The sequence below is a fragment of the Arthrobacter sp. ZBG10 genome, assembly GCF_001238605.1.
Classification (GTDB): domain Bacteria; phylum Actinomycetota; class Actinomycetes; order Actinomycetales; family Micrococcaceae; genus Arthrobacter.
Genome location: NZ_LFQH01000005.1, coordinates 21,884 through 46,669 on the forward strand (window position 1 = coordinate 21,884; position 24,786 = coordinate 46,669).

A 24,786-nucleotide genomic window follows, 5' to 3' on the forward strand; every position below is an offset into this window, starting at 1 on the left:
TGCGACTAATTCTTGGGCGGTTTTTTGGACCGGAATACTAGCTTCCCACAGCGCGCGGGTTCGCGGGGACCGGTGGCCTGCGGCGCCTGCCCTGCGGGGCCGCCTGCTCCGGTGGCGTCCTGCAGCTGTGCCAGCGACAGCCGGTACACGGACACCGCGCCGGGCAGTTCCACGGGGCCGGCGGATCCCTTCCGGCGCAGCAGCTCTTCCGCCGCCAAAAGCCGCTGGTAGCTGGGTTGCTGGCCGCCGACGTCGGCCGCCGCCCGGGCGATCACCCGGAACCGGATGGCCGGGGCCAGGGCGCGCAGCGGCTCCTCCGGCAGGGCCACGTCCGTTCCGTCCCGCTCCACCAGGGACTCGAAGGTGGTTTTTGCCACATCTTCGAGGTAGTCGGCGTCCAGTTGCAGGATTGCTGCGGTGCGGGCCAGGGATTCGGCCACCCCCGGGCCCAGGTTGGCTTCGAGGTGCGGCAGGACATCAACGCGGGTACGGGACCGGGCAAAGGCGGGATCGGAGTTGGTGGGATCGTGCCACGGCTGGAGCTCCTCCACGTCGCAGATCTCCTCGGTGTCCGCGCGGCGCAGGGTCAGGAACGGCCGGAGCAGCAGGCCCCGGGCGGGCCGCATGCCTGCCAGCGACCGGGTGCCGGACCCGCGGGCCAGGCCCAGCAGCACCTGTTCGGCCTGGTCATCCAGGGTGTGGCCCAGCAGGACAGCGCCGGCGCCCTGGTCCCTGGCTGCGGCGTCCAGCGCGGCGTGCCGGGCGTCCCGGGCTGCGGCTTCGGGGCCCATCCCGGTGCGGTCCACCGTGACGGTGCGGACCTGCACCGGTTCCAGGCCCAGGTCCCGGAGCGCTGCTGCCGTCCGGGCGGCCACCCCGGCGGACCCTTCCTGCAACTGGTGGTCCACCACCACGGCGCCCACGGTGACCGGGTGGCCGTCCACGTGGCCGCGCCGGGCGAAGTACCCGGCCACGGCGGCCAGCGCCAGGGAATCGGGCCCGCCGCTGCAGGCCACCACCACGTGCGAAGGGTAGCCGGCCCCGGCCATGGATTCCTGCAACCGTTTCCGCGCAGTGCCCACAACCGGCGCCAACCTGCCGGGCCGCCGTCGTCCGCCCTGGACGCCGGGGACAGCGGCCTTGCCGGCCGGGACACCGGCGTTGCCGGCGGGAACGTCAGGCAATTAGAGGCCCATCCGCTCAAGCCACAGCTTGGCGTCGTGGATCTCGGGTTCGGTGGGCAGGTGGTCCGCCGATTCCCAGACCCGGTTGAAGCCTTCCATGCCGGCGGCGGCCACCACGGCACGGACAAAACGGGCACCGTCCGAGTACTGGCGCATCTTCGCGTCCAGGCCCAGGAGGTTGCGAAGGAACTTCTCCAGCACACCGCGGTCCTTGCCGCGGGCGTTGAACCGCTGCCGGATGGTCTTCACGGACGGCACGATGCTGGCGTCCACGGCGTCCATAACCACGTTGGCGTGCCCCTCGAGCAGGCTCATCACGGCGGTCAGGTGCGAGATGGCCGCCTTCTCCTCCGGGTCCTGCAACAGGTCCAGGATGGCGCCGCGGCCCGGGGTGTCGCCGGTGGCTGAGCGGTCCTTGAGCGAGCGGGCTGCTGCCCCTGCCCGGTCCATCAGGGAATCGACGTTGCCCAGCAGGTGCCCGCTGAGGTCATCGATCTGCGCCAGCATGTGGTGGCGCAGCCAGGGGGCAGCGGCGAACTGCACCCGGTGGGTCTGCTCATGCAGGCACACCCACAGCCGGAAGTCCTCCGGCGTGACGTTGAGTTCGCGCTCCACGGAGACGATGTTGGGGGCCACCAGCAGCAGCCTGCCGCCGGCGGGCGCCTTGGAACCTTCGGCGAGCGCGGCAAAGGGATCGTACTGGCCCAGGACCTTGCTGGAAAGGAACGCCAGCACGGCGCCCAACTGGCTGCCGGTGATGGCGCCGCTGACCCCGGCGGCGGCCGGGCTGATGGTGCCCCGCCGGCTCTCGACCATCTTTTCCATGGCCGGCCGGAGCATCACGGCAAAGCTTTGGGTGTTGGCCTTGGCCCAGGAAGCCCTGTCCACCACCAGCACGGAGGAGTCCCGGAGGTCCCGCGCTGCCTCCAGCCCGGTGATCTCGTGGACGTGCGGAACGGACTTATCAGCCAGTTCCCGCAGGCTGTCCACGGCCTTGCCGATGTCCGCCGGGGACAGTGTTGGCCCGGCGGGGGTGAGCCGGGCCGCGGTGGACGCGGCCAGGTCCCAGTTGATGAGGGACTGGGCAGATGCGGACAACGGTTGTGCCGACTCGCGCGCGGTGGTCTCCATAAGTCCCATCAGAACACAGCATGCTGCTGATCGGCCTTAAGTTCGCTGACCGGCGAACAGCCCGCGGCTCACAGCGGGCGCATAGGCCGGCGAAAGCCCCGGCCTATGCACGCCGGGCAATGTTGGACCCATCAAGCACACCGGCGGCTCCCCCGCACGGACCCCACACACTCGCCAGGAGGACCCCATGATCCCGTACCGTCCCATCGCTCCCCTGACCGCAGGCCCGCGGAAGGGCTGGACGTCCGTGCTGGCCGCCGTTGTCCTCGCAGCCCTGCTGGGCACCACGGCTCCGGCGGCCCTGGCTGCCGACACCGGCACGGCGTCTTCCGTGGCGGCCGCAGCCGCCGCCACCCCGCTGGTGGCCACGGAACCCGTCCGCCGGGAGTCCTGACCCGACCCTGTTGCCGCCTACCGGCAGCCGCAGGCCGCGAGGGCCGTCGCGGCCCGGTCCAGCGCTGCCCGGTTCCCTGCCGCGCCGGGGGTCAGTCCGTTGCCGATGAAGGAGAACACCAGCAACCGGCCGTCGGCGTCCACCACATATCCGCTGAGCGCGATCACAGTGTTCAGCGTCCCTGTCTTGGCCCGGACCAGCCCGGCACCGCGGGCTGTGGCGTCGTCGCCGAACCGTGAGTCGAGGGTGCCGGAGACGCCGGCCACCGGGAACCCGGCCAGGGCAGCCCGGAGCCGGTCATCCGGGCCGGAGGTGATGGCAGTGACCGCCCGGACAAACGTGCCTGCCGGGACCTGGTTTCCCATGGCCAGCCCGGACACGTCCGCCAGCTGCAGTGGCGCCGGGGCGATGCCCGCCGCCACGGCCTCCGCCCCGACCACGGCGGTGGCCCCGTCATTGCTGCCGGGCCGCCCCGACGCAAGTGCCGCCAACCGGCCCAGTGCCTCGGCCAGGTAGTTGTCGGAATCCTGCAACATTGCCCCTACCTGCTCCGCCACGGTGGCCGAGTCCGCCGCGGCCAGGACTTCCTGCCCTGCCTCGCCCACGGTTCCGGTTCCGGTTCCGGTTCCGGCCGGAGCAGGCGCGCGTTCGACGGCGGCCGCCACCGTCAATCCCGCCGGTTCGACTGCCGCCCGCAGTTGGCCGGCAAACTCGGCCGCCGCGGCCGCCGCCGGGTCCTGGGGCCGCGGCCCGGTGGTCACGGCGGGATCGTAGCGGGCCGCGTTCAGCGCCAGCGGAGCCAGCGGAGCCACTTCGCCGGCGGCCACGTCCCCCAGGCCCCAGGCCGGATTCAAGGCCGGCCCGCTGAACAGCGAATCATCAAAGCCCACCGTGACCTCACCGGTCACCCCGGCACTGCGCAGGGAATCCGCCGTCCGCGCGGCCAGCGTCGCCAGGCCGGCATGGCCGCGCACCCCGTCGCGGTCCGAGGCGCCGGCCCCCAGCAGCACGTCTCCCCCGCCGGTCAGGACCACCTGGCGGTTGTCCGGACCGGCAAGGACCTTGGTGCTGAACCGGTGATCGGGGCCAAGGGTGCGAAGGGCAGCGACGGCGGTCAGAAGTTTCAGGTTGGAGGCCGGCACCCTGGCGTCCGCGCCGCCCCTGTCGAACAGGACTTCGCCGGTGAGCGCATCCTGGACCTGCCCCGTAAAGTTTCCGCCGCCGTCGGCCGCCAGGAGCGGATCCAGCTGCGCCGCGACGGCTGCGGGCCGCGGGATGGCTGCGGCAGCCGACAGCGGCGCCAACGCCGGCACGGCGGACAACGTGGCCGGGACCTGCTGCCAGGCGGGTGCCGCCGGCGCCGGGGCGGGCTGGTCCGGGGCAAGGAAGCCCGGCACCACCAGCAGCGCCGAGGGGATGGCCACTGCCAACAGGACCGCGACCAGGAGCGCCGCCGGCCAGGACTTCCGGACGCGCGCCACCACCGCGGCGGCAGCCCTCCGGGCACGGTGCCGCCGGGGTTCCGCGCCTGCTGTTTTGGTCATGCCAGTGCCGGTCCTCACGTCCTGAAATATCCCCACAAGTTCCTGATTCCAGGGCCGCTCGCTATATCCTCAATAATAGTCGGCGGCACGGACACCCCATTTTTGGCGGCGGTCTCCCCTGTGCCGCGCACCCCCTGCCATTGCCGAGGAGCATTTCCATGAAGCATGACGTCACCATCGAGATCCCCAAGGGATCCCGCGTCAAGTACGAAGTTGACCACGAGACAGGCCGCGTCCGCCTGGACCGCGTCCTGTTCACCTCCATGCAGTACCCCACCCACTACGGGTTCTTCGAGAACACCCTGGGCGAGGACGGCGACCCGCTGGACGCACTGGTGCTCCTGCAGGACTTCGACCTGCACCCCGGCGTCATCGTCGAGTCCCGGCCCATCGGCGTCTTCAACATGACGGACGACGGCGGCGGCGACGCCAAGGTCCTCTGCGTCCCCGTGGATGCCCGGTTCGACCACATCCAGGAAATCAGTGACGTCAGCGACTTCCTGATCAAGGAAATCGAGCACTTCTTCACCCGTTACAAGGACCTGGAGCCCGGCAAGTGGGTCAAGGCCGAAGGCTGGGGCGACCGCGCCGCCGCTGAAGCCGAGCTCGAAGCCTCCATCAAGCGTTACGTGCCGGCAGCCGGCCACTAAGGTCCAGCAGCCGCCAATCACCGCGGGGCCACTTCCGGTTCGATGCACCCGCTGCATCGGACCGGAAGTGGCCCCGTGTTGTGGTTAAGGTGGAGGGTGAGCTCCGAACCCCTTTTCGCCCCGCCCTCCGGACCGGTCATCGGCCGCCGCGACGGCGATGTCATCCGCGCCACCGGCATCCCCTACGCAACGGCGGCCCGGTTCCAGCCGCCCACCCATGCGCCGGACCGGACAGCGCCACTGGTTGCCACGTCCCCGGCGCCGGCCTGCCCGCAGGCGCCGGTGCCGTTCCTGGACGACGTGCTGGGCACCAAATACGGCGAGCTGCCCGGCAGCGAGGACTGCCAGAACCTGTCCATCACCCTCCCGGCCGGCACCCCGCCGGACGCAAAGCTGCCGGTCATGGTGTGGATCCACGGCGGCTCGTACACCACAGGCTCGGGCGACCTGGCCATCTTTGATCCGGCAGTGCTGGCAGCGGAGAACAAGGTGGTGGTGGTGTCGGTGACGTACCGGCTGGGGCTGTTCGGTTTCCTGTCCACCCACAGTGGCAGGCCGGGCAACCTGGGCCTGCTGGACCAGCTTGAGGCCTTCCGCTGGGTGCAGCGGAACATCGCGGCGTTCGGCGGCGACCCGGGCCGGGTCACGGCCTTTGGGCAGTCCGCGGGCGGCGACGCCATTGCGCACCTGATGGCCGTCCCCGAGGCGCCCCGGCTGTTCCAGCGCGCCATCATCCAGAGCGCGCCGCTGGGCATCTCCCGCGGCCGGGCCAAAATGAACCACGCCATGGGGATCGCAGCCGGGTCCGTCACAGCGGACACCCCGGCCATGGACGTGGTGGCCGTCGAGGAAAACGTGGCACAGGTGGCCCGCAGGTTCGGCATGCTGGCAGCCATGCCGTTCGGCACCCAGTACGGCCATGACCCCCTTCCGGCGGAAGCCGACATCGAAGCAGCCTGGGACCGGACAGCGCCGGGAATCGAGGTGCTGATCGGGCACACGTCCCAGGAAGCGCGGCTCTTCCTGCCCCGCAGCCCGTTCCTCGGCCGGCTGGAACAGGTTCCGCTGGCCGGCAAAGGCGCCCTCCGCGCCGTCAACCGGGTGGTCACCGAGGCCGTCTACGGCCGGGCGTCCAGGCGGTTCGCACGCCGCCACGCTGCGGCCGGCGGCACGGCGCACCACTATGTCCTGGACTGGCACGCACCGGACAACGTCTACGGCTCGGCCCACACCATCGACCTGCCCCTGCTGTTCGGCAACCGGGGCACCTGGGACGGGGTGGGCCTGATCCGGGGCGCCACGTGGGACGAGGTGGACGCCGTGGGCCGGAAGGTCCGGGCGCTGTGGGCAGGCTTCGCCCGCGACGGGAAACTGGCTGCGGCGGGCGGCATCCCGGGCGTCCTGCGGTATTGGGCAGCGTGAGCGGGCGGTGAAGTCGCTGGGTGTTGACCTCGCCGCGGCGGACCGGAAAACGGCGGTGGCCGTCCTCGAGTGGGGCCCGGCCGGGGCTACCCTGGCTCACCTGGCACTCGGGGTTGACGACCAGGAGATCGTTGACCTCTTCGGCGCCACCGACGTCACCGGCATCGACTGCCCGGTGGGCTGGCCGGACGCGTTGCTCCCCTTCCTGACCGGGCACCTGGCGTCCGACGCAGGACCGGTCCTGCAGCACGACGGCATCGCCGGGCGCCGGCTCCTGGCCTACCGCGACACCGACCGGTTCGTCACCGCACAGACGCGCCTGATCCCGCTGAGCGTCTCGGCTGACCGGCTGGCGCACCCCGCCATGCGGTGCGCTGTGCTGCAGGCCAAAATCGCCGGCCTGCACGGACCCCAGCCCAAAGACGGCTCAGGCAGGCTCGCCGAGGTGTACCCGGCCGCTTCGCTGCGGATCTGGGGCCTGAACGGGCGCGGCTACAAGGGCCGCGGCAGCACCGAAACAGAACGGCTGGCCGCACTCCTCGCGGAGCTGCGTGCGCAGGCGCCCTGGCTGGACCTGGCCGGGAACGAGGCCCGGCTGGCAGGGTCTGATGACCTGTTTGACGCCGTCGTGGCCGCCCTGACGGCACGCGCCGTGGCCTGCAACCTGACCCTGCGCCCCGACGCTGCGCACGCTGCGGCGGCGGGGACCGAAGGCTGGATCCATCTGCCCTCGTGCGGGCTCGACGGGCTGCCGGACTGACGCGTGCCGGCCTGGCTCCAGCAAGCGGGGCTGTCAGTTACCCGCGAGCATGGCCGGCGTCAGGAAAGCCAGCTGGGCTTCCTTGTCCGCCAACTGAACAACGGGGCCGAGCTCGAAGGATGAGGCAAGGAGCCGCCGGATGGCCTTGCCGTTGCGGGCGTCGGGCTCGGCGATGATGCGCTCCGTGCCCGGGTCCGCGAAGACGAACCGGGTCAGCGCCGCCGCCAGCACCGGGGTGAAATGCGGGATGAACCTCGACGCCGGGCCCAGCAGCAGATGCGTACCCGTGTCACCGGGCAGTGCAGGGTAGGCCTGGCCCACCGGATCGTGGATGGCCTGGTAGGTCTGGAAAATGCCGAATGGTTCGCCGGCCAGGTCGATCAGGTAGGCGTGGTGGGTGTCCAGCCCGGCCAGGAATTCGTAGACTTCCCGGACTTCCGCCACCGTATAGCCGGACATGCCCCAGAACCTGGCGCGCTCCGCCGTGACCCAGCCGTGGAGAACAGCGGCGTCCGCCACGGGGTCGATGGGCAGCAACCGGAACAGCCCCCAGGTTTCGAACTCCTCCTGGTAAGCAGGGGTCCGCCGGGCGGCTTCGGGTGCCGCGATTGGGCTGGTGGACATGGCTCTCCTCGGAATAGTCCTGCGGGCTGAATTTTGCCGTAACGCCGCTGCAACGGGACCAGCGGAAAGCGCGGGTTAGGTTAGGCTGTCCTCATTAAAGCATCGATTCCCGTTTTGCGTGCACAGCGTCCGGGCAGAAGGAGAACCATGAAGCGCAGCTGGGAGGGCGCCGTCCTCAAAGTCTTCGGGGCCAAGGATTTTTCCTTGGCCGTGACGGGCCGCGAGCAGATCGGCCCGCAGTTTATGCGGATCCACGTGGACGGCGGTTCGCTGCTGGCTGACTGCGGCGTCCATCCCACCATGTGGATCCGGCTGTGGTTCGACGACAACGGCAAACCGCACCAGCGCGCCTTCACCCTGGTCAACCCGGATGCCGCGGCCGGGACCTTCAGCCTGGACTTCGCCCTCCACGAGGGCCGGGCCGCCGACTGGGCGCGGGCCGTCCAGGCCGGGGAAACCATCGAGGCCACCGTCCAGGGCAGCAAATTCGACCTCCCGGACCCGGCGCCCACGGCCGCGGTGCTGGTGGGCGATCCCGCCTCAATCCCGGCCATCAACTCACTGCTAACGGTCCTCGGCGACATACCTGCCACCATCTGGCTCGAATACAGCCACGACCCGGACCGTTCCCTGCCGGTACATGCCAGGGCCAGGGATACGGTGTCCTGGGTGCCGCGCCAGGACGGCGGCGACCGGCTGGTTGGCGAGGTCTGCGCTGCGTTGACCGCCCGCGCCGAAGCGACCGGCGCGGGCATGGATACCGGCTATTACTGGCTCGCCGCCGAGGCCGCCAGCACCCGCGCCATCACCAGGCACCTGCGGAAAACCCTGGGCGTGGACAAACGCCGGATCAACGCGTTGGGCTACTGGCGGTCCGGCGAAGCTTCCTGACCCGCCGGCGGCGCGGCCCCGCCGTCGGGCGCCCTCCTGCCTACGCCCCGCCGAGGGTCCAGCCGGTAATTTCCTCCGGATCCTCACCGTACGTGCGGGTGTGCTCGAAGGCCTTGTTTTTGCGGTCCAACAGGTCCTGGCGCAGGATCGAGTGCCGCGCCGCCAGTCCCGGCACGCGGTCGATCGCGTCGATGGCAAGCTGGAACCTGTCGATCCCGTTGAGCATGGCCATGTCGAACGGCGTGGTGGTGGTCCCCTCTTCCTTGTAGCCCCGCACGTGCAGGCCCTCCTGGTTCGTCCGGCGGTAAGCCAGCCGGTGAATCAGCGCAGGGTAGCCGTGATAGGCGAAAATGATGGGCTTGTCCGTGGTGAAGATGCCATCGAAGTCCTTGGCGGGCAACCCGTGCGGGTGCTCGGATTCGTCCTGGAGCCGCATCAGGTCCACCACGTTCACCACCCGCACCTTGAGTCCAGGGGCTCCCAGCCTGAGCAGTTCCGCCGCCGCGACGGTTTCCACCGTGGGCACATCGCCGGCGCAGGCCATCACGACGTCGGGCTCCTCTCCGGGGACTTCCGAGCCGGCGAACGTCCAGATTCCCAGGCCGCGGCGGCAATGGTTGGCGGCGTCGGCCGGGCCAAGCCAGGTGGGTGACGGCTGTTTGCCGCTGACCACGATGTTCACATAATCCGTGGAAGCCAGGCAGTGCTCCATCACGGAGAGCAGCGTGTTGGCATCCGGCGGCAGGTAGGCACGGATCACCTCCGCCTTCTTGTTCACCGCATGGTCGATGAAGCCCGGGTCCTGGTGGGAAAAACCGTTATGGTCCTGCTGCCACACATGGGAGGAGAGCAGGTAGTTCAGGGAGGCAATGGGCTGGCGCCACGGCAGCGTCCGGTGCACCTTCAACCACTTGGCATGCTGGTTGAACATGGAGTCGACAATGTGGATGAACGCCTCGTAGCAGCTGAACACGCCGTGCCGCCCGGTCAGCAGGTAGCCTTCCAGCCAGCCCTGGCAGAGGTGCTCGCTGAGCACCTCCAGGACCCTGCCGGAACGCGCCAGGTTCTGGTCGACGTCCTCAATCCGGTACTGCCAGACCTTGTCGGTGACCTCATAGACGTCCTGGAGGCGGTTCGAGGCCGTCTCATCCGGGCCGAAAAGCCGGAAGTTTTCCATGTTCAGTGCGATCACGTCCCGCATCCACGAACCAAGCGTGATCATGGGGCTGACGCGTTCAGTTCCGGGCCGGGCCACCTCGACGGCGTGGTCCCGGTAGGCGGGCAGCAAAAGGTCCCGGCGGAGCAAGCCGCCGTTGGCATGCGGTGTGGCGCTCATCCGGAAATCCCCTGCGGGGGCAGCCTCGGCGACGTCGGCACGCAGCCTCCCGTCGGCGTCGAACAGTTCCTCCGGCCGGTACGACTGCAGCCACTGCTCCAGCATCTTCAGGTGCCCGGCGTTGGTCCGCACCTCCGAGAGTGGCACCTGGTGGCTGCGCCAGGTCCCTTCCACCTGCAGTCCGTCCACAACCCGCGGACCGGTCCAGCCCTTCGGTGAGCGCAGCACAATCATGGGCCAGCGGGGTGCCGGGTCCTGCCCGGCACCGTCCGCTCCGGCGGGGCCGGCGGGGTTCCGGCGCCGGTCCTGGATGGCGCGGATGTCCGCCATGCAGGCGTCCAGTGCCTGCGCGAAGTCCTGGTGGGCCTGTTCCGTGGCGTCCGGATCCGCCACCGTGACGAAATACGGTTCGTGGCCGTAGCCGCGGAGCAGCTGGTCAAGCTGCTGTTCGGGCATCCGGGCCAGGATGGTGGGGTTGGCGATCTTGTAGCCGTTCAGGTGCAGGATGGGCAGCACGGCACCGTCCGCGACGGGGTCCAGGAAGTTGTGCGAGTGCCAGCTCGCGGCGAGTGGTCCGGTCTCCGCCTCGCCGTCCCCGATCACCACGGCCGTCACCAGCTGGGGGTTGTCGAACACGGTCCCGTAAGCATGGGCCAGCGAGTACCCCAGCTCGCCGCCTTCATTAATGGAACCGGGAGTTTCCGGCGCCGCGTGGCTGGGGATGCCGCCGGGGTAGGAGAACTGCCGGAACAGTTCGGCCATACCGTCAGCATCGTTCCCCACGTGGGAGTAGATCTCCGAGTAGGTCCCTTCCAGCCAGGAGTTGGCGACGACGGCGGGACCGCCATGTCCCGGACCGGCAACAAAGAGCATCTCGGCGGCGTCACGCCGGATGACGCGGTTCAGGTGGGCATAAACAAAGTTCAGCCCGGGGGTGGTGCCCCAGTGTCCCAGCAGCCTGGCTTTGGTGTGCGCCGGTTGGAGCGGTTCGCGCAGAAGGGGGTTGCTTCGCAGGTAGATCTGGCCCACGGACAGGTAATTCGCCGCCCGCCACCATCTGTCCAGGAGGTCCAGTTCGTTCGGTCCCATGCTGCCGGCCATGATGGTCCTTCCGTCGGTGGCGCCGCCCTGGGACGGCATTAGCACCCATCGCACCAGATGGGGAAACCTGGTGCAACCCTGCTTGCCTGCCCGGCACTGCCAACGGGTAGTCTTTGGTTCAATGTTCACGTTGACCATCAACCAAACGGATAGCCGGCGCGACGGCGACCGCGTCCCTCAGCTGTTGAAGGACCTGCGGCATATCCCCGCGCGCCTGGATTTCGACAGGTCCGTGGAGGATGAAGTCCAAGGCATTGTGGACTGCCCGCACCAGGCAGTGGAAGCAGCCCTGGTGGCCCTGCGTTGCGGCTCCTGGTTCGTGGGGATCGGGGTGGGGCCGGTGAACGAGCCGCTGCCCAACCAGATCAAGGACGCCTCCGGGCATGGCCTGGTTTATGCCCGGCGGGCCGTGGACCGGCTCCGGAACGGCAAGGAACGGGTGCCTGTTGCGGTGGAGGGCCCGGTGGCGGACATTGCGCACGACGCCGAAGCCGTACTGCGCCTGCTGGGCCTGATAGTCCGGGACCGGTCAGGGGCCGAGTGGCGGGTGCTGGACCTGCTCACACCAGGGGTCCGTGGCCAGCAAAAAGCTGTGGCCCAGGCGCTGGGCATCACCACGCAGGCCGTCAGCAAGGCGGTGGCGCGGGCGCAGTGGAACGAGGAGCACGCCGCCAGGCCTGCCGCTGCCCGGCTGTTGGCGTTAATCCTCGAAGCCAGGTAGCCGGCGCCGGCTGCTTTGTGTTTCGCGGGCCGGCTGGGCGTTGTCAGGTGCTAGCTGCCTGCGGTGGCCAGAACCGGTTCGCCGTTGAAAAATTCCAGTTCCCAGCCGTGGACGGCGTGGTGGTGGGCCAGGTTGAGTGCGGCGTTGTCCACGCTGGCGAGGGTCCGGCCGGTGGCCCGCCCCAGGCTGACGCGGAGCAGGGTGCCGTGCGTGACCACCAGGACGCGCTGGCCGCGGAATTCGTCGGCCAGCGCTTCGAGGGCTGCCAGGCCGCGGGTGGCCGCTTCGTCTTCGCTCTCGGCTCCCCGGAACCCGCCGGGAATGCGGAGCGCCTCAAGTTCAGGACCCGCCTGCATGCCCTCCGCGGGGCCGAAGCTGCGCTCGGTCAGTTCGGGGACGCGCCGCGACACGGTCAGCCCCAGCCCCGCGGCAATCAGGTCGGCGGTTTCCGCCGCGCGGCTCAGCGGCGAGGACACCACGGCGTCCCATTCGTAGGGTGCCAGGACGGCTGCGGCGTCGCGCGCCTGTCCGCGGCCCACGTCGTTGAGCGGGATGTCGGTGGCACCCTGCAGCCTGCGTTCGGCGTTCCAGTCGGTCTGGCCGTGGCGGACCAGGGCGAAAGTGGTGAGGCTCATGGCTTCCATTCTGCCTTGCGGGGCGGCCCGGACGGGAACCGGCCCACGGGCGCGCCGGCGATGAGGGCAATCTGGAAGACAGCGAGTCCGGCAAGCAGGGCGCAGGCGGCCAGCGCCGCCGTCTGGACCACTGTCATCCCGGTGTGGCGCTAAAGGAGGCTGTGGAGCACACGGGCGGCGCCGTCGTCGTGAACGGAAAGGGTGACCTCGTCCGCAGCGGCGAGAACTTCCTCCGGCGCCTGCCCCATGGCCACGCCGCGGCCGGCCCACGTGAGCATCTCGATGTCGTTCCGGCCATCACCGATGGCGACCGTCTGCTCCGGCCCGATGTCCAGCCGGGTGCGCAGGTTTTCCAGCGCGCTGGCCTTGGTGACGCCGGCGGCGGCGATGTCCAGCCAGGCAGTCCAGCCCACGGAGTAGGTGACGCCGGCGAGGCCGATGTGGCGGATGGCCTCGTTGAACTCCTCGGGGGTGTTGTCCGTGCTGAACACCACCACGCGGACGGCCGTGGCAGCAAGCATGGTCTGGAAGTCGACGCCCACGGCCTCAACACCAAAACTGGCGTCCTGGAACCGCTCGGTGGAGAGGAAGTTGCCGTCCTCGTCCTCCAGCGCGTACTTGGCTGCCGGAAGCCGCTCGCGGAGGGCGCGGAGTGCGGGAGCGGGGTTGAACGTGGCTTTGTGGATGATCTCGTAGCCCTTGTCCAGTTCCGGGTGCAGCCGGAGGGTCACGCCGCCGTTGCAGCATACGGCGTAGCCGTGTTCGATGCCGATCAGCTCGATGATGGGCAGCGTGGCGTTCAGGGACCGGCCGGTGGCAATCATTACTTCGTGGCCTGCGGCCACCACGGCCTGGGCTGCGTTGCGGACGGCCGGGGACATGTGCCCGTCGTGGTTGACCAGGGTGCCGTCCACGTCCAGGGCCACCATCAGCCGGGTGTCGTTGTTGTTGGGGTTCTCTCGCCGGTCATCGTTGCCGGCGACTGAGGATTCAGTCAGCGTTGTCATTGAACAAGTGAAGCAGACGCCCGGCATGGCCGCTAGGACGCGCGCCACAGCTTTGTTGAACGTCCGGTTAATATTCACAGGTTGTCCCCGGTGTGGGTATTAACCCTGGTGGCCCCGGCCCGGGACGGCGGCGATCAGCTCCCGGGTGTACTCATGTGCGGGACGCTCCAGCACCACCCCGGCGGGTCCCTCCTCCAGCAGTTCCCCGCCCCGCATCACGGCCACGCGGTCCGAAATCTGTTGGACCACGGCGAGGTCGTGCGAGATAAAGAGGTAGCTCAGGCCGTCCTTGGCCTGCAGTTCGGCGAGGAGCGCCAGGATCTGGGCCTGTACCGACACGTCGAGTGCCGACACCGCTTCGTCCAGCACCACCAGGTCGGGCCGGAGCGCCAGCGCCCGGGCAATGGCCACCCGCTGCCGCTGTCCGCCGGACAGTTCGACAGGCTGCCGGGCACCATAGGTCGCCGGTAGGTGCACTGCCTCCAGCAGCGAGGCAACACGTGCCCGCCGGTCCGCCGTGGTGCCTTCCCCGAACGCCCGGAGCGGTTCACCCACGCTGTCCGCGACGCTGAAACGCGGGTCCAGGGAAGCGTAGGGGCTCTGGAAAACCACCTGGAAACGCCGCCGCAGCTGGCGCAGCTGTTCGCCCCTGGCAGCGGCGAGGTCCACCCCGTCAAAGTGCACCGAGCCGGAGGTTGGCCGGTCCAGCCGGAGGAGCAGCCGTGCCACGGTGCTTTTTCCCGACCCACTCTCCCCCACCAGCGCCAGCGTCTCGCGCCGGCCAATCTGGAGCGAAACGTTGTTCACGGCCGTCAGGGTTTTGGGTCCCTTGGCGGTGCGGGGCAGGTGGAAGAGCTTAAGCAGGTCCGTGGCCACCACCAGCGGCTCCGCAGCAGCGGCAGCAGCACGGGGCAGGCCGGCGGGATCGGACAAGGCGCCGGGCACCGCCGGCCGCAGCCGTCGCGGGTTCAGCCCGGGCGCAGCCGCAATCAACTGGCGGGTGTAGGCGTGCTGCGGGTTGCCCAGGACGTTGGCCACCGGGCCGTGTTCAACGATGTCGCCGCTGCGCATCACGATGATCCGGTCGGCCCGGTCCGCGGCCACCCCAAGGTCATGGGTGATCAGCAGGACGGCGGTTCCGCGTTCAGCGGTGAGGGCCGAGATGTTGTCCAGGATCTGCCGCTGCACCGTCACGTCCAGGGCGCTGGTTGGTTCGTCCGCAATCACCAGCCGCGGCGAGGCGGCGAGCGCCGTGGCAATCAGCACCCGCTGGCGCATCCCGCCGGAAAACTGGTGCGGAAACTGCCGGGCCCGCGCTTCCGGGTCCGGGATGCCGCTTTCGGCCAGCAGCCGCACGGCACTTTGCCGGGCCACCTTCCGCGGCTCCAGCCCATGGATGGTGAGCGCCTCGGCCACCTGGACTCCTACGCGCTGCAAGGGGTCCAGGGCAGCTGTGGGATCCTGCGGGATCAGGCCGATCTCCTTGCCCCGTACCCCCTGCCATTCCTTCCGGGTGAGCTTTGCCAGGTCGGCGCCGGCAAACACCACGGAGCCGGCGTCAGTGCTGGCGTTGGCGGGCAGCAGGTTGATGATGGCGTGCGCGGTGGTGGTTTTGCCGGAGCCGGATTCGCCCACAATCGCCACAACCTCGCCGGCGTGGACCTCGAAGCTGACACCATGGACCGCTTCGGTGGTTTCCCCGTTGACGCGGTAGCTGACGCGCAGGTCCTCGACTTTAAGCAACGGCTGGGTGCCGGTCATGTCCGGTTCCTTTCGGGGTTGGCGAATGCGTGCGATAAGCGGTTGGTGGCCAGCACGACGGCGGCAATCACCACGCCCGGCAGCGTCACCAGCCACCAGGCGGCCACAAGGTAGTCCCGCCCGCCGGCCACGAGGGATCCCCATTCGGCCGACGGGGGCGGGGCGCCGAAGCCCAGGAAGCTCAGCGAGGAGATGGACAGCACCGCCATGCCGAATTCGAGGGCCGAGAGTGCCAGGACCGGGCCGGCGGCGTTGGGCAGCACGTGCCGGAGCAGGATGGTGTGCCAGCGGACGCCGGCGGAGCGCGCCGCTTCGACGTATACGGCGGTCCCCACCCGCAGGGCCTCCGCCCGCATGATCCGGGCGAAGTTCGCAACACTTGCCACCCCCACGGCGATGGCAATGTTCACCGTGCCGAACCCGAGCACGGTGATGAGCGCCAGGGAGAGCAGCAGGCTGGGGATGGCGAGCAGGACGTCCATGACCCGCATGATCGCGTCATCCACCCAGCCGCGCAGCGAGCCGGCCAGCAGCCCCAGGAGGGAGCCTGCCACCAGGCCCACCCCAACGGCGACGGCCGTCGCCGCGAGCGAAGTGGCGGCTCCGTGCACCACCCGCGAGTAAAGGTCGCGGCCCAGGCTGTCGGTGCCGAACCAGTGGGCGGCTGATGGCGGTTGCAGCCGGTCGGCCGGAACCCCGGTGTCCGGCGGCCAGGACGAGAAAGCCCCGGGCACCACGGCCCACAAAACCACCACACCAAGGACCAGGCCGGCCAGCACCAGGCCGGGGGCACGGCCCAGCCTGCGGCTGGCGGCGGCCAGGCGCGGGAGCGCTGCGCGCCCGACGCCGGCAGCCCGGCCGGGTGCGCGGCGGCCGGTTCCGGGCGTTCCCGGCGAAGCCGGGGAGACGTCCGGGGCGGGACCGGAAGCCGTTGGGACTGGACCGGTACCCTCAACTGCATGGTCCCCGGGACGGGTCTGTGCCGGACTGGGCCGGACGAGTTGCTGCGGCATGGTGCCTCCTAAACCGATACCCGGCGGGCGGTGTTGATGCGCGGGTCAACCAGTGGGTAGATCAGGTCCACCAGCAGGCTGGTGAGTACAAAGATGGCGGCGGCGAGGACCACAAGGGTTTGCACCACCGGGATGTCCCTGCTGTTGACAGCGGTGACGGTGAGCCGGCCGATGCCGGCGCGGGAGAAGACGGTTTCACTGACCACGGCGCCCGCCAGCAGGTTGCCCACCAGGATCCCCAGCATGGTCAGGGTGGGGATGGCGGCGTTCCGGAGGGCGTGACCGAAGTGGATCAGGGCGTCGCTGGCGCCCTTGGCCCGGATCTGTTCGATGTAGGGCTCGCCCAGCGTCCGGTGCAGGCTACGGGACAGCAGCTGGGCGATCACGGCGGCGGTGGGAATCGCCAACGTCAGGGCGGGCAGCACCAGGCTCGCCACGCCGTCGTTTCCGATGGCCGGGAACAGCCGGAACCGGAAGGAAAAAAACTGCAGGAGCAGCAGCCCAATCCAGAACGTGGGCACGGCGATGCCCAGCGGAGGCAGGGCGGCAAAGGCCTGCCGGAGCCAGCGGTTCCTGCTGAACGCGGCCCCGATGGCCAGGGCGCTGCCCAGGATGACGGCGAGCGCAAAACCGGCCGCGGCGAGCTTGATTGTTTCGGGCAGGACCTCCGCCACGGCCGCCGTGGCGGAGACGCCGTTCTTGATGGAAATGCCGAAATCGAGCTGCAGCGCCTTGACCAGCGCAATGAGGTACTGCTCGGGAAGTGGCCGGTCCAGCCCGTATTCGCTTCGGAGCCGGGCAACCAGCGCGGGGTCAACCGCGTTTTGCTCGTCGCCGCTGGCCATAATGCTGACCGCGTCGCCGGGCAGGAGGTAGAGGATAAAGAAGGACACGGTGTAGGCCGCCCAGAGCACGAAGGCTCCCTGCAGCAGGCGTCGTCCGATGAAGCGGATCATGGTGGTCCTTGGGATCGGGCGGCGGCTGGCCTGTGAGGGGCCGGCCGCCGCTGCTGCCTAGTTGCTGAGCCAGGTGTCGTAGAAGTCCAGCCGGCTGGACGCCTCGAAGGTCAGGCCGTGCACTTTTTCGCTGGCCGAGATGGTGGTGGAGAGCTCGTACAGCGGGATGGAGTGGGCGTCCTTGATCAGCGTTTCCTGGGCCTGGTCCACCAGCTTCTGCCGGGCGGCCTGGTCCAGGGCTGCTGCCTGTTCGCCCAGGGTGTCGTCCACCGGAAGCTGTTCCCTCAGGTTGCTGCCGCCGCGGGCGGTGGCGGAGGAGAACACTGTCCGCAGCACGTCCGGATCACTGCGGGTCAGGTTGCCGTAGGAGAAGTCATAGGTCTTGTCCGCCTGGGCGGCCGTGACATCCGCGATGGTGGTGAATTTCAGCTGCAGGTCCACCCCCACGGCCTTGAGCTGCTGCTGCACCAGTTCCAGGACTTCCTTGGGCGACTGCCAGTAGGTGACCTGGAAGGAGAGCTTTTGGCCCTCCTTTTCCCGGACACCGTCCGGGCCTTCCTTCCAGCCGGCGGCGTCCAAAAGTTTCCTGGCGCCGTCGGGATCATGGGCCAGCAGCGGGCTGAGGTCCGTGAAGTACGGCGTGGTGTGGGACAGGACGCCCTTGGCCGGCTGGTCGGCATCGGTCAGCAGGGTGCTGGTGATTTCCTCCCGGTTGATGGCCTTGGAAATGGCCTGCCGGACGGCGGTGTCCTTGAGCTTGGGGCTGGACTCGTTGGGGTAGAGGTTGTAGACCACCCCGGGGTTGGCGCGGGTTTCGGTGCTGAAGCCGTTGCCGTTGAACAGGGCAACGTCCGCGGCGGAGATGGCCGCGGTGGCGTCGATCTGGCCGGACTGCAGGGACCCGGTACGGTTCCCGGCCTCGGGGATGATCTTGAACGTGACAGTGTCCAGGTACGCCTCGCCCTTGTTGGTGTTGGTGGCTGCAGGCCAGGAGTAGCCGGGCCGGCGTTCCAGGACTGCTTCCTTATCCACGGTGTAGCTGCGGACGCTGAACGGTCCGGAACCGGAGAATTTACCGGCGCAGCGATCCGCTTCGGACAGGGCGGCGGACGCCGGGGAGAGCAGGCCCAGGGTGAACGTGGACGTGGCCTGCAGGAACTGGGCGTTGGGCTTGGAGAAGTCCACCACCACGGTTTTGGCGTCCGGCACCGTGATGGCGCTGACGTCGCTGAGGTAGGTCGAACCCAGGGTGGCCTTCGCGCCGAGGGCCTTGATGGCCTCGAAGTTGGTCTTCACGGAGGCCGCGTCGATGGCGGCTCCGTCGGCAAACGTGGCCCCGTCCCGGAGGGTGAAGGTGAAGCTGGTGGCGTCGGCGTTGGCCTCGAACTTTTCGGCCAGCCACGGCACGATCTCCCCTGTTTTCGGGTCCTGCGACGTCAGCGAGGCAACTGTCTGCCGGGCCACGGCGATGGCGTCGTTGTTGCCCGCCTGTTGCGGGTCAATGCAGCCGCGGTCCACAGAAAGGGCGAAGTTAAGGTTTCCGCCGGAAACAGGGGTGGCGTCGGCGGCCGGTTCGGTGCCGGCGCCGGCCGTCCCGCCGCAGGCGGACAAGAGGAGGGCCGCAGCGAGGAGGCCGCCCACGACGGCGGGCCTGCTGGTGGGGCGATTGGCGGTGGTTCCAGCGGGGTTGAAGGGGTTCATGCGACGTTTTCGCTTTCCTGGCGGCCGGCCGCGGACAGGGTGCCGCGCCGGTGTGATGAGGGGACCCGAAGTCCCAGGTTTTCGCGGAGGGTGGTGCCTTCGTATTCGGTCCGGTAGACGCCGCGGTCCTGCAGGCGCGGGACGAGTTCGTTGACAATGTCGTCCAACCCGCCGGGGACAAGCCAGGGGGTGATGTTGAATCCATCCACCGCTCCGGTCCTGGCGTATTCAGCCAGCAGGTCGGCGACGCCGTCGTAGGAGCCCACCAGGCCGCGGCCGTTCAGGCGTGACCGGGCAGCAACGAACTGGCGGATGGACTGGCCCTTCCCGCGGGCCTCGTCCCGCCACTGGCCAGCGAGTTCCCTTGCGCTTTTGCCGTGGAAGGCGTTTCCGCGGGTGGGGTTCGTGACGTCCACTACGGGGTCGATCTCAGGCAGCGGCCCGTCGGGGTCATACCCGTCCAGGGTCCGGCCCCAGAACTGTTCCAGGTAGGCGATTGCCGTCTCCGGGCCTACCTGCTGCTCCCGGACCCAGTGTTCCTTCTCCGCGGCCTCCTTTTCTGTGGCGGCGAGGATGAATTCCTGGCCCGGGAAGATTTTGACGTCATCCGCGGGGCGGCCGGCCTTTAGTGTGCGGGCCACGATGTCCGCCCGGAACACCTTCGCATCCTCGAGTTCCGCGTGCCGGGAGAAGATAACGTCGGCATTGCGGACAGCGAAGTCGCGGCCGTCGGGTGAATCCCCCGCCTGGAAGAGGACGGGGTGGTGCTGGGCGGACCGCGGCAGCCGTCCCGTGATGTCCACGTCGAAGCTTGCGTCGTTCCGGCGCACCGGGGTGATGCTTCCTTGCCGGAGCCAGCGCCCGTCGCTCCGGGACCCGGCGATTGCGCCGTCGGCCCAGGAGTCCCAGATGGCTTTGGCGGTCTGGACAAAGGCTTCGGCCCGGACGTAGCGGTCCTCGTGCTTGAGGAACCCGCCGCGGCGGAAGTTGGCGCCGGTCCAGGCATTGTCCGTGGTGACGATGTTCCAGGCAGCGCGGCCGCCGGAGAGCAGGTCGAGGCTGGCCAGCCGGTGGGCCAGGTCCGCGGGATCGTTGTAGGTGGTGTTTTGGGTGGCCACCAGGCCGATGTTGGTGGTGACGGCGGCGAGTGCCGCCAGGGCGGTCTGCGCGTCCGGGCGGCCCACCACGTCCAGGTCGTGGATCCGGCCCAGGTGTTCACGGAGCCGCAGTCCTTCGCCCAGGAAGAAGGCTGAGAACAGCCCGCGTTCGGCGGTCTGGGCCACGCGGCGGAAGGATTCAAAGTCGGTCTGGGAGCCGCTGTCCGGGGCTTTCCAGACGGTGGTGTGGTTGACGCCCTGGAAAAAGACGCCGAACTGGATCCGGCCGTTGCCGGTGGGACGGTGCGTGGTCATGGGGTGCTCTCTTTCAGGCCGCTGCGTAGCGGTTGGCGGGGCGGGGAAGGCCGAAGGACCGGCGCAGCGTGGTGCCGGCGGCGGGCGCGCTGACCAGGCCGGCGGCGCGCAACGCGGGCAGGACGTTGAGCGCCAGTTCCGGCAGGTCGACGTCCACGACGGCGGGATGCAGCCGGACGCCGTCCGCGGCATCGAAGAGCCGGGCCAGCAGGGACACGAGGCCGGCGGGGCTGCCCACGTACCGGGCGCCGCCGGTCCACGGCTCGTGGCGGTCCAGCTCCGCGAGCCGTTCCGCGGCCGTTTGGCCGCGGGCGTCGAGGATCACGTCGAGCTCCACGAGGGTCCGGGGAACGCCGGTGGCGGCCGCCGCTGAGGCTGCTGCGGCGAGCCCGTCAACGGTGGCGGCTGAAGCGAGTGCCACGTCGGCTTCCACGGTGGAGAGCAGCGCCGCCGGAGCGATGACCACCAACTGCCCCTGCAATGGCCGGGGAATGATCGCCGGGCCCTTGACGGCGAAGCGCTCCCCTTCGAAGTCGGCGTAGTGCAGTTTGTCGCGGTCCAGGTAGCGACCGGTGGAGGCGTCGCGGATGACGGCGTCGTCCTCCCAGGAATCCCAGAGCCGGCGGCCGGCTTCCACGGCGTCCGCGGCTTCGAGGGGCGCTGCGGCGGCGGCCAGCTGCTCACGGCCCACGGCGCGGGCTTCTTCGGGCGCGTTGGCCGCGCTGACCAGCCAGCCCGCCCTGCCCTGGGAGGCGTAGTCGAGGCTGGCCAGCTGGGTGGCGACGTGGAATGGCTCGGTGTAGAGGGTGTCCACCTCGGGTACCAGGCCGATCGAGCCGGTGATGGGGGCAGCGAAGGCGGCCCGTTGCACGGCATCGATCCGGCCGGGAATCCCGGCCGTGCCGGCATCCACCACGCGGGAATCGCGGAAGGTGGCCAGGTGGAAGCCGGCGATGTCTGCGGCCTGGACGGTGCCGCTGATGCGGGCACCGCCCAGCAGTCCGTCCGGAAGGTGGTGGGCGTGGCGCCACGCGGCGGGGTGCGCCCCGTCGCCGTCGAGCTCAACGGCCACCACGTTGGGACGGTTTTCGGGTACTGGTAGTGAAGGCATGGCTTTCCTCTTTCAGGGGCCGCTGGTGCGGCCGGGACGACATTTCACTTGCCGCAGTGCGGCCAGGTCTGTTTCCGGAGCACCCCGCCACTAAATGCCTGAGGGTTGCCGCAGCACGAGCCGGTCCTTGGCGTGCTGACTCTTGACCTATGGCTCGAATGTACGATCCCCGAATGACCCCCGCAACCGCCGTTGTCGCACGAGGTCAACGCGCGAAACGCCACGTCAAGCGACGGCTTAAACCGTCATCTGGCGGCGCCTGTGACGGCCTGTTGCGCACCGTTGAGTCCGGTGACATGGCGCTTTGGGCGCCGGAGCCGGCGTCCGTAGGGTCAAGCCATGAGCCCAACGGATGCCCTGCTGTCAGTTCTCGATCTGAGCCCCATCCCGGCGGGGGTGGACGCCGGGCAGGCGCTGCGCAACAGCGTGGAGCTGGCCGTCGCTGCCGAGGACCTCGGCTACCACCGCTATTGGCTGGCCGAGCACCATCTCAATCCCGGCGTCGCGGGTTCCGCCCCGCATGTGCTGTCCGCCCTGGTTGCTGCCGCCACCCGGACCATCCGGGTGGGGACGGCTGCCACCATCCTGGGCAACTACCGGCCGCTGCAGGTAGCCGAAAACGTCGGAACCCTGGCGGCAGTGTTCCCGGACCGGATCGATCTGGGATTTGGCCGCTCCGGCCAACCCGCTTCCCCGCCGGCAAGCACCGGCGGGGAAGACCTCCGGACTGCCGGCGAACCCGCGCCGGAGGACGCGGGCCGGGTGGTGGCGGGCCTGGTGGTCCCCGCCAAACGGCAGCCGTTCAGTTCCGTGCTGCCCCGGAAGTTCCGGCTCCAGGCCGAGCTCCTGGGCCGGGAGCCCGGGGATGCGGACAACTTCGAGAGCGACGTGCAGGACGTCATCGGCTTTTTCGACGGCGGCTACCGCACTCGGCACGGCGAGGGGATCACGGTGACACCTGCCCTGGGACATGCCCCGCAGTTCTGGCTCCACGGTTCCACGGCGGGGCCCAGCGCCCGGCTTGCCGGGAAGCTGGGCCTGCGGTTCGGCGCGAATTACCACGTGTCGCCGGCCACGGTACTGGAGTCGGTGGCCGAATACCGGGCCCACTTCCGGCCCTCGGCGGCGGTGCCGGAACCGTACGTCACGGTATCCGCGGACGTGCTGGTGGCCGAACGCGAACAGGACGCCCGGCGGCTCGGCGCGGGCTTCGCCGCCTGGGTGCACAGCATCCGCAGCGGCCAAGGCGCCATCGCCTATCCCGCCCCGGCCGACGGCGGCCGGCTGGACGCCGCGGTGGGCTCCCCGGAGCTGGTCCGGGACCGCGTGGAAACACGGTTCGTGGGCGCCCCCGGGACGGTCACCGCCAACCTGAGGGCGCTGCAGCGGGCCACGGGCGCCCAGGAGCTCCTGATCACCACCATCGCCCACGGGCAGGCGGAGCAGGTGGCATCCTACGGGCTGCTTGCCGACGCCTGGGCCCGCGGCTAAGACCCCGGTCCAACCAACCCATCCTCAAAGGAGAACCATGAGCACCGAAACCGACACCCAACTGGTCAGCGCCGCTGACGCCGCCCGCCTCATCGCCGAAGGGGCCCTGCTGGTTGACGTCCGCAGTGACGCCGGCCGGAACAGCACCGGGGCGATCCCCGGGGCGCTGGTGGTCAACCGGGAGCGGGTGGACCAGGACTTCGGCCCCGACTCCCCCGAACTGTTGCCCGAAGTGGAAGCCGCGGGCCGGAACATAGTGGTGTTTTGCGGCTCCGTCAACGGCTCCCGCCCTGTAGCCGAGAAGCTGAAGGTGCTGGGCTACGCCAACGCCGTCCATGTGGACGGCGGCTTCCCGGCATTGCGGGAGGCCGGGGTGCCCACCACAGGCCCCACGGACCCGGGCGCCCAGAGCCCGGCCGCTTAAGGACCGGCCCGCCGGCGCTTCGAAGGCTGCCGGCGGGTGGCCTGCCGCCCGGCGACAGCGGCTGTGCGGAGCCAGTCCGCACTGCCGGCCAGCACAGCGACGCCCAGCAGCACCGAGCAGAGCACCACACCCTGGTGGAAGGCCCGGCGGGGGTCCGCGCCGGCGGTGAGGAACATGCCGGCGGCGGCCGCTGAACACAGCGCCGCCGTGAACCGTTGGCTGAGTTGGTAAAAGCCCGCGGCCACCCCCGTGGCACCGGGCGGGGCCTGGGCCAGTGTCAGGGTCTGGTTGGGGGCCACCACCAGACCCACGGCTAGCCCCTGCAGGAGCCCGACGGCGGCCACCGCCATCGCAGCGGCTCCGCTGTCCAGGTACTGGACGGCCAAGTCCTTGCCGGGCAGGCAGGCCAGGCCGGCCACCAGCGCCCAGACGACACCGCCCCGCCCGTAGCGGCCCAGGAACCGCCAGCTGAAGCTGGAGGCCAGCAGCATCCCTGCGGCCTGCGGCGCCAGGATCGCGGCGGCCGCCAACGGCGGCAGGCCGGTGCCGGCAAGGAAGTAGAACGCGGTGACCGCGGCCATGGCCGCGCCCACGCCAAACTGGCACAAGGCAACCACGGTGCCAAGGACGTAGCCGGGCGAGCGGACCAGTGCCGGGACCAGCAGCGGGGTCCGGCCGCGCCGGTGGTACAGGACCTCCCAGCCGGCAAACACGGCCAGCGCCACGGCGCTGCTCCCCAGCCAGATGGGCGTTTCCGGACCCGGGCCCTGGATGGTGGGCACCAGCGAGGCCAGCACCACGGCACCCAGGAGCAGCGCGCCTACTGCATCGATGGTGGGCCGGCGTTGGCCGGGCACCGCCGGCGACCGGGACCGGCGCGGGAGGAACACCAGGGCCAGCGGAACCAGGACCAGGACCAGCGGAACGTTGACCAGGAACAGCAACCGCCAGCTCCCTTCCTGGCTGCCCACGGAGAGGATCACGCCCCCAATCAGCGGACCGCACACGGCAGCCGTTCCGCCCGCCGCCGCGTAGTACCCCAAGGCTTTGGCCCGGCCGGCACCGGCATGGACATCCTGCAGCAGGCCCAGGACCTGTGGGTTGAGGGCCCCTGCACCGAGGCCCTGCAGGAGCCGTGCCCCAATGACCACGGTCGGATCGGTGGCCAGGCCGCCCAGCAGGCTGAACGCGCCAAAGACGCTGAGCCCTGCCACGAACAGGGTGCGGCGGCCCACAAGGTCACCCAGCCGGCCCGCCGGTACCAGCGCCAGCCCGAACGCCAGTGAATAACTGGCCAGGATCCACTGCACCTGCCCGGCGTCCGCCTGCAATCCGGCGGCCATGGCCGGTACTGCCAGGACAAATACCGACTGGTCCAGCAGCGTGATGAACCCGGCCCCCAGGCACAGCCACAGGACAGTCCGGGGCGGCACCTGCCGCTGCGGGGTTTCCTGGCTGCGGCCACCGCTGGGTTGACGTCTTTGCTGGATTCGGAGGGCCATGTCCGGACTCTATGG

Annotated in this window: 23 protein-coding genes and 1 riboswitch; of the genes, 8 read left to right on the top strand and 15 right to left on the bottom strand. The window is 69.7% G+C overall.

The genetic code is table 11. The features are described from left to right. Positions 1 to 5: 5 nt before the first annotated feature. Together tilS and ACU18_RS01055 are read right to left on the bottom strand one after the other, a co-directional pair. Positions 6 to 1,049 carry a tRNA lysidine(34) synthetase TilS gene (tilS, locus tag ACU18_RS01050; protein ID WP_231685980.1) on the bottom strand — a complete coding sequence of 348 codons (1,044 nt, stop codon included), beginning with the start codon at positions 1,047 to 1,049 and terminating at the stop codon, positions 6 to 8. A 135-nt stretch (positions 1,050 to 1,184) separates the two neighbouring features. After that, the gene (locus ACU18_RS01055; RefSeq protein ID WP_050683674.1) at positions 1,185 to 2,315 is read right to left on the bottom strand and encodes a zinc-dependent metalloprotease; all 1,131 of its coding nucleotides are present in this window, start codon (positions 2,313 to 2,315) and stop codon (positions 1,185 to 1,187) included. 187 nt (positions 2,316 to 2,502) lie between these two features. On the opposite strand from ACU18_RS01055, the gene ACU18_RS19485 reads away from it, so the two are divergent. Further along, positions 2,503 to 2,709, top strand: a complete 207-nt coding sequence (locus tag ACU18_RS19485; RefSeq protein WP_050683679.1) for a hypothetical protein — start codon at positions 2,503 to 2,505, stop codon at positions 2,707 to 2,709. Positions 2,710 to 2,726: 17 nt separating this feature from the next. Here the strand turns inward: ACU18_RS19485 and ACU18_RS01065 are convergent, their stop codons facing one another. Then, positions 2,727 to 4,253 carry a D-alanyl-D-alanine carboxypeptidase/D-alanyl-D-alanine-endopeptidase gene (locus tag ACU18_RS01065; protein ID WP_082178107.1) on the bottom strand — a complete coding sequence of 509 codons (1,527 nt, stop codon included), beginning with the start codon at positions 4,251 to 4,253 and terminating at the stop codon, positions 2,727 to 2,729. Between the two features lie 158 nt (positions 4,254 to 4,411). On the opposite strand from ACU18_RS01065, the gene ACU18_RS01070 reads away from it, so the two are divergent. The 3 genes from ACU18_RS01070 (at position 4,412) to ACU18_RS01080 (ending at position 7,085) form a co-directional block, all read left to right on the top strand. Then, entirely contained in the window at positions 4,412 to 4,903 is a 492-nt protein-coding gene (locus tag ACU18_RS01070) for an inorganic diphosphatase (RefSeq protein WP_050683682.1), read from the top strand. 96 nt (positions 4,904 to 4,999) lie between these two features. Further along, positions 5,000 to 6,325 (top strand): carboxylesterase family protein, encoded by a 1,326-nt coding sequence (locus tag ACU18_RS01075; protein ID WP_050683683.1) that lies wholly within the window; start codon positions 5,000 to 5,002, stop codon positions 6,323 to 6,325. A 7-nt stretch (positions 6,326 to 6,332) separates the two neighbouring features. Continuing rightward, entirely contained in the window at positions 6,333 to 7,085 is a 753-nt protein-coding gene (locus tag ACU18_RS01080; protein WP_050683684.1) for a DUF429 domain-containing protein, read from the top strand. A gap of 33 nt (positions 7,086 to 7,118) precedes the next feature. Here the strand turns inward: ACU18_RS01080 and ACU18_RS01085 are convergent, their stop codons facing one another. Continuing rightward, positions 7,119 to 7,709, bottom strand: a complete 591-nt coding sequence (locus ACU18_RS01085) for a GNAT family N-acetyltransferase (RefSeq protein ID WP_050683685.1) — start codon at positions 7,707 to 7,709, stop codon at positions 7,119 to 7,121. A gap of 147 nt (positions 7,710 to 7,856) precedes the next feature. Here ACU18_RS01085 and ACU18_RS01090 point away from each other — a divergent pair, with 147 nt between their 5' ends. Then, the gene (locus ACU18_RS01090; protein WP_050683686.1) at positions 7,857 to 8,600 is read left to right on the top strand and encodes a siderophore-interacting protein; all 744 of its coding nucleotides are present in this window, start codon (positions 7,857 to 7,859) and stop codon (positions 8,598 to 8,600) included. A gap of 40 nt (positions 8,601 to 8,640) precedes the next feature. Here ACU18_RS01090 and ACU18_RS01095 read toward each other — a convergent pair whose 3' ends face one another. After that, positions 8,641 to 11,037 carry a phosphoketolase family protein gene (locus tag ACU18_RS01095; RefSeq protein WP_050683761.1) on the bottom strand — a complete coding sequence of 799 codons (2,397 nt, stop codon included), beginning with the start codon at positions 11,035 to 11,037 and terminating at the stop codon, positions 8,641 to 8,643. Between the two features lie 121 nt (positions 11,038 to 11,158). Between ACU18_RS01095 and ACU18_RS01100 the strand changes: the two genes are divergently transcribed. Beyond that, complete coding sequence (locus ACU18_RS01100; RefSeq protein WP_050683687.1) at positions 11,159 to 11,758, top strand: MarR family transcriptional regulator; 600 nt, start codon at positions 11,159 to 11,161, stop codon at positions 11,756 to 11,758. A 50-nt stretch (positions 11,759 to 11,808) separates the two neighbouring features. Here the strand turns inward: ACU18_RS01100 and ACU18_RS01105 are convergent, their stop codons facing one another. From ACU18_RS01105 to ACU18_RS01140, 9 genes are all read right to left on the bottom strand, one after another. Beyond that, on the bottom strand, positions 11,809 to 12,393 hold the full coding sequence (locus ACU18_RS01105; RefSeq protein WP_050683688.1) for a histidine phosphatase family protein: 585 nt from the start codon (positions 12,391 to 12,393) through the stop codon (positions 11,809 to 11,811). Beyond that, positions 12,390 to 12,530 carry a hypothetical protein gene (locus ACU18_RS19490; RefSeq protein WP_157407503.1) on the bottom strand — a complete coding sequence of 47 codons (141 nt, stop codon included), beginning with the start codon at positions 12,528 to 12,530 and terminating at the stop codon, positions 12,390 to 12,392. Before ACU18_RS19490 ends, ACU18_RS01105 begins: the two co-directional genes overlap by 4 nt. Positions 12,531 to 12,542: 12 nt before the next feature. Further along, the gene (locus tag ACU18_RS01110; protein ID WP_050683689.1) at positions 12,543 to 13,400 is read right to left on the bottom strand and encodes a Cof-type HAD-IIB family hydrolase; all 858 of its coding nucleotides are present in this window, start codon (positions 13,398 to 13,400) and stop codon (positions 12,543 to 12,545) included. Positions 13,401 to 13,499: 99 nt separating this feature from the next. After that, the gene (locus ACU18_RS01115) at positions 13,500 to 15,161 is read right to left on the bottom strand and encodes a dipeptide ABC transporter ATP-binding protein (protein ID WP_050683690.1); all 1,662 of its coding nucleotides are present in this window, start codon (positions 15,159 to 15,161) and stop codon (positions 13,500 to 13,502) included. Next, the gene (locus ACU18_RS01120; RefSeq protein WP_050683691.1) at positions 15,158 to 16,174 is read right to left on the bottom strand and encodes an ABC transporter permease; all 1,017 of its coding nucleotides are present in this window, start codon (positions 16,172 to 16,174) and stop codon (positions 15,158 to 15,160) included. Before ACU18_RS01120 ends, ACU18_RS01115 begins: the two co-directional genes overlap by 4 nt. Positions 16,175 to 16,182: 8 nt before the next feature. Further along, positions 16,183 to 17,130 carry an ABC transporter permease gene (locus ACU18_RS01125; protein ID WP_050683692.1) on the bottom strand — a complete coding sequence of 316 codons (948 nt, stop codon included), beginning with the start codon at positions 17,128 to 17,130 and terminating at the stop codon, positions 16,183 to 16,185. A 57-nt stretch (positions 17,131 to 17,187) separates the two neighbouring features. Then, positions 17,188 to 18,831, bottom strand: a complete 1,644-nt coding sequence (locus tag ACU18_RS01130; RefSeq protein WP_050683693.1) for an ABC transporter substrate-binding protein — start codon at positions 18,829 to 18,831, stop codon at positions 17,188 to 17,190. Then, entirely contained in the window at positions 18,828 to 20,243 is a 1,416-nt protein-coding gene (locus tag ACU18_RS01135; RefSeq protein WP_050683694.1) for an NtaA/DmoA family FMN-dependent monooxygenase, read from the bottom strand. The genes ACU18_RS01130 and ACU18_RS01135 overlap by 4 nt, the downstream gene beginning before the upstream one ends. Before the next feature lie 13 nt (positions 20,244 to 20,256). Next, entirely contained in the window at positions 20,257 to 21,354 is a 1,098-nt protein-coding gene (locus ACU18_RS01140; protein ID WP_050683695.1) for an LLM class flavin-dependent oxidoreductase, read from the bottom strand. Positions 21,355 to 21,393: 39 nt separating this feature from the next. Continuing rightward, positions 21,394 to 21,502, bottom strand: a riboswitch (SAM riboswitch). 191 nt (positions 21,503 to 21,693) lie between these two features. On the opposite strand from ACU18_RS01140, the gene ACU18_RS01145 reads away from it, so the two are divergent. After that, a complete protein-coding gene (locus ACU18_RS01145; RefSeq protein ID WP_050683696.1) occupies positions 21,694 to 22,845 on the top strand; it encodes an LLM class flavin-dependent oxidoreductase in 1,152 nt (383 codons plus the stop codon). Between the two features lie 37 nt (positions 22,846 to 22,882). Next, entirely contained in the window at positions 22,883 to 23,269 is a 387-nt protein-coding gene (locus ACU18_RS01150; RefSeq protein ID WP_050683697.1) for a rhodanese-like domain-containing protein, read from the top strand. Here the strand turns inward: ACU18_RS01150 and ACU18_RS01155 are convergent. Then, positions 23,266 to 24,771 (bottom strand): MFS transporter, encoded by a 1,506-nt coding sequence (locus ACU18_RS01155; RefSeq protein ID WP_082178109.1) that lies wholly within the window; start codon positions 24,769 to 24,771, stop codon positions 23,266 to 23,268. The two genes, ACU18_RS01150 and ACU18_RS01155, sit on opposite strands and share 4 nt — an antisense overlap. Positions 24,772 to 24,786 lie beyond the last annotated feature (15 nt).

Coding starts and splice junctions, on each gene's coding strand:
- tilS (WP_231685980.1), bottom strand. CDS start 1,049: ATGGCCGGGGCCGGCTACCCTTCGCACGTGGTGGTGGCCTGCAGCGGC.
- ACU18_RS01055 (WP_050683674.1), bottom strand. CDS start 2,315: ATGGAGACCACCGCGCGCGAGTCGGCACAACCGTTGTCCGCATCTGCC.
- ACU18_RS19485 (WP_050683679.1), top strand. CDS start 2,503: ATGATCCCGTACCGTCCCATCGCTCCCCTGACCGCAGGCCCGCGGAAG.
- ACU18_RS01065 (WP_082178107.1), bottom strand. CDS start 4,253: ATGACCAAAACAGCAGGCGCGGAACCCCGGCGGCACCGTGCCCGGAGG.
- ACU18_RS01070 (WP_050683682.1), top strand. CDS start 4,412: ATGAAGCATGACGTCACCATCGAGATCCCCAAGGGATCCCGCGTCAAG.
- ACU18_RS01085 (WP_050683685.1), bottom strand. CDS start 7,709: ATGTCCACCAGCCCAATCGCGGCACCCGAAGCCGCCCGGCGGACCCCT.
- ACU18_RS01090 (WP_050683686.1), top strand. CDS start 7,857: ATGAAGCGCAGCTGGGAGGGCGCCGTCCTCAAAGTCTTCGGGGCCAAG.
- ACU18_RS01095 (WP_050683761.1), bottom strand. CDS start 11,037: ATGGCCGGCAGCATGGGACCGAACGAACTGGACCTCCTGGACAGATGG.
- ACU18_RS01100 (WP_050683687.1), top strand. CDS start 11,159: ATGTTCACGTTGACCATCAACCAAACGGATAGCCGGCGCGACGGCGAC.
- ACU18_RS01105 (WP_050683688.1), bottom strand. CDS start 12,393: ATGAGCCTCACCACTTTCGCCCTGGTCCGCCACGGCCAGACCGACTGG.
- ACU18_RS19490 (WP_157407503.1), bottom strand. CDS start 12,530: ATGACAGTGGTCCAGACGGCGGCGCTGGCCGCCTGCGCCCTGCTTGCC.
- ACU18_RS01110 (WP_050683689.1), bottom strand. CDS start 13,400: ATGACAACGCTGACTGAATCCTCAGTCGCCGGCAACGATGACCGGCGA.
- ACU18_RS01115 (WP_050683690.1), bottom strand. CDS start 15,161: ATGACCGGCACCCAGCCGTTGCTTAAAGTCGAGGACCTGCGCGTCAGC.
- ACU18_RS01120 (WP_050683691.1), bottom strand. CDS start 16,174: ATGCCGCAGCAACTCGTCCGGCCCAGTCCGGCACAGACCCGTCCCGGG.
- ACU18_RS01125 (WP_050683692.1), bottom strand. CDS start 17,130: ATGATCCGCTTCATCGGACGACGCCTGCTGCAGGGAGCCTTCGTGCTC.
- ACU18_RS01130 (WP_050683693.1), bottom strand. CDS start 18,831: ATGAACCCCTTCAACCCCGCTGGAACCACCGCCAATCGCCCCACCAGC.
- ACU18_RS01135 (WP_050683694.1), bottom strand. CDS start 20,243: ATGACCACGCACCGTCCCACCGGCAACGGCCGGATCCAGTTCGGCGTC.
- ACU18_RS01140 (WP_050683695.1), bottom strand. CDS start 21,354: ATGCCTTCACTACCAGTACCCGAAAACCGTCCCAACGTGGTGGCCGTT.
- ACU18_RS01145 (WP_050683696.1), top strand. CDS start 21,694: ATGAGCCCAACGGATGCCCTGCTGTCAGTTCTCGATCTGAGCCCCATC.
- ACU18_RS01150 (WP_050683697.1), top strand. CDS start 22,883: ATGAGCACCGAAACCGACACCCAACTGGTCAGCGCCGCTGACGCCGCC.
- ACU18_RS01155 (WP_082178109.1), bottom strand. CDS start 24,771: ATGGCCCTCCGAATCCAGCAAAGACGTCAACCCAGCGGTGGCCGCAGC.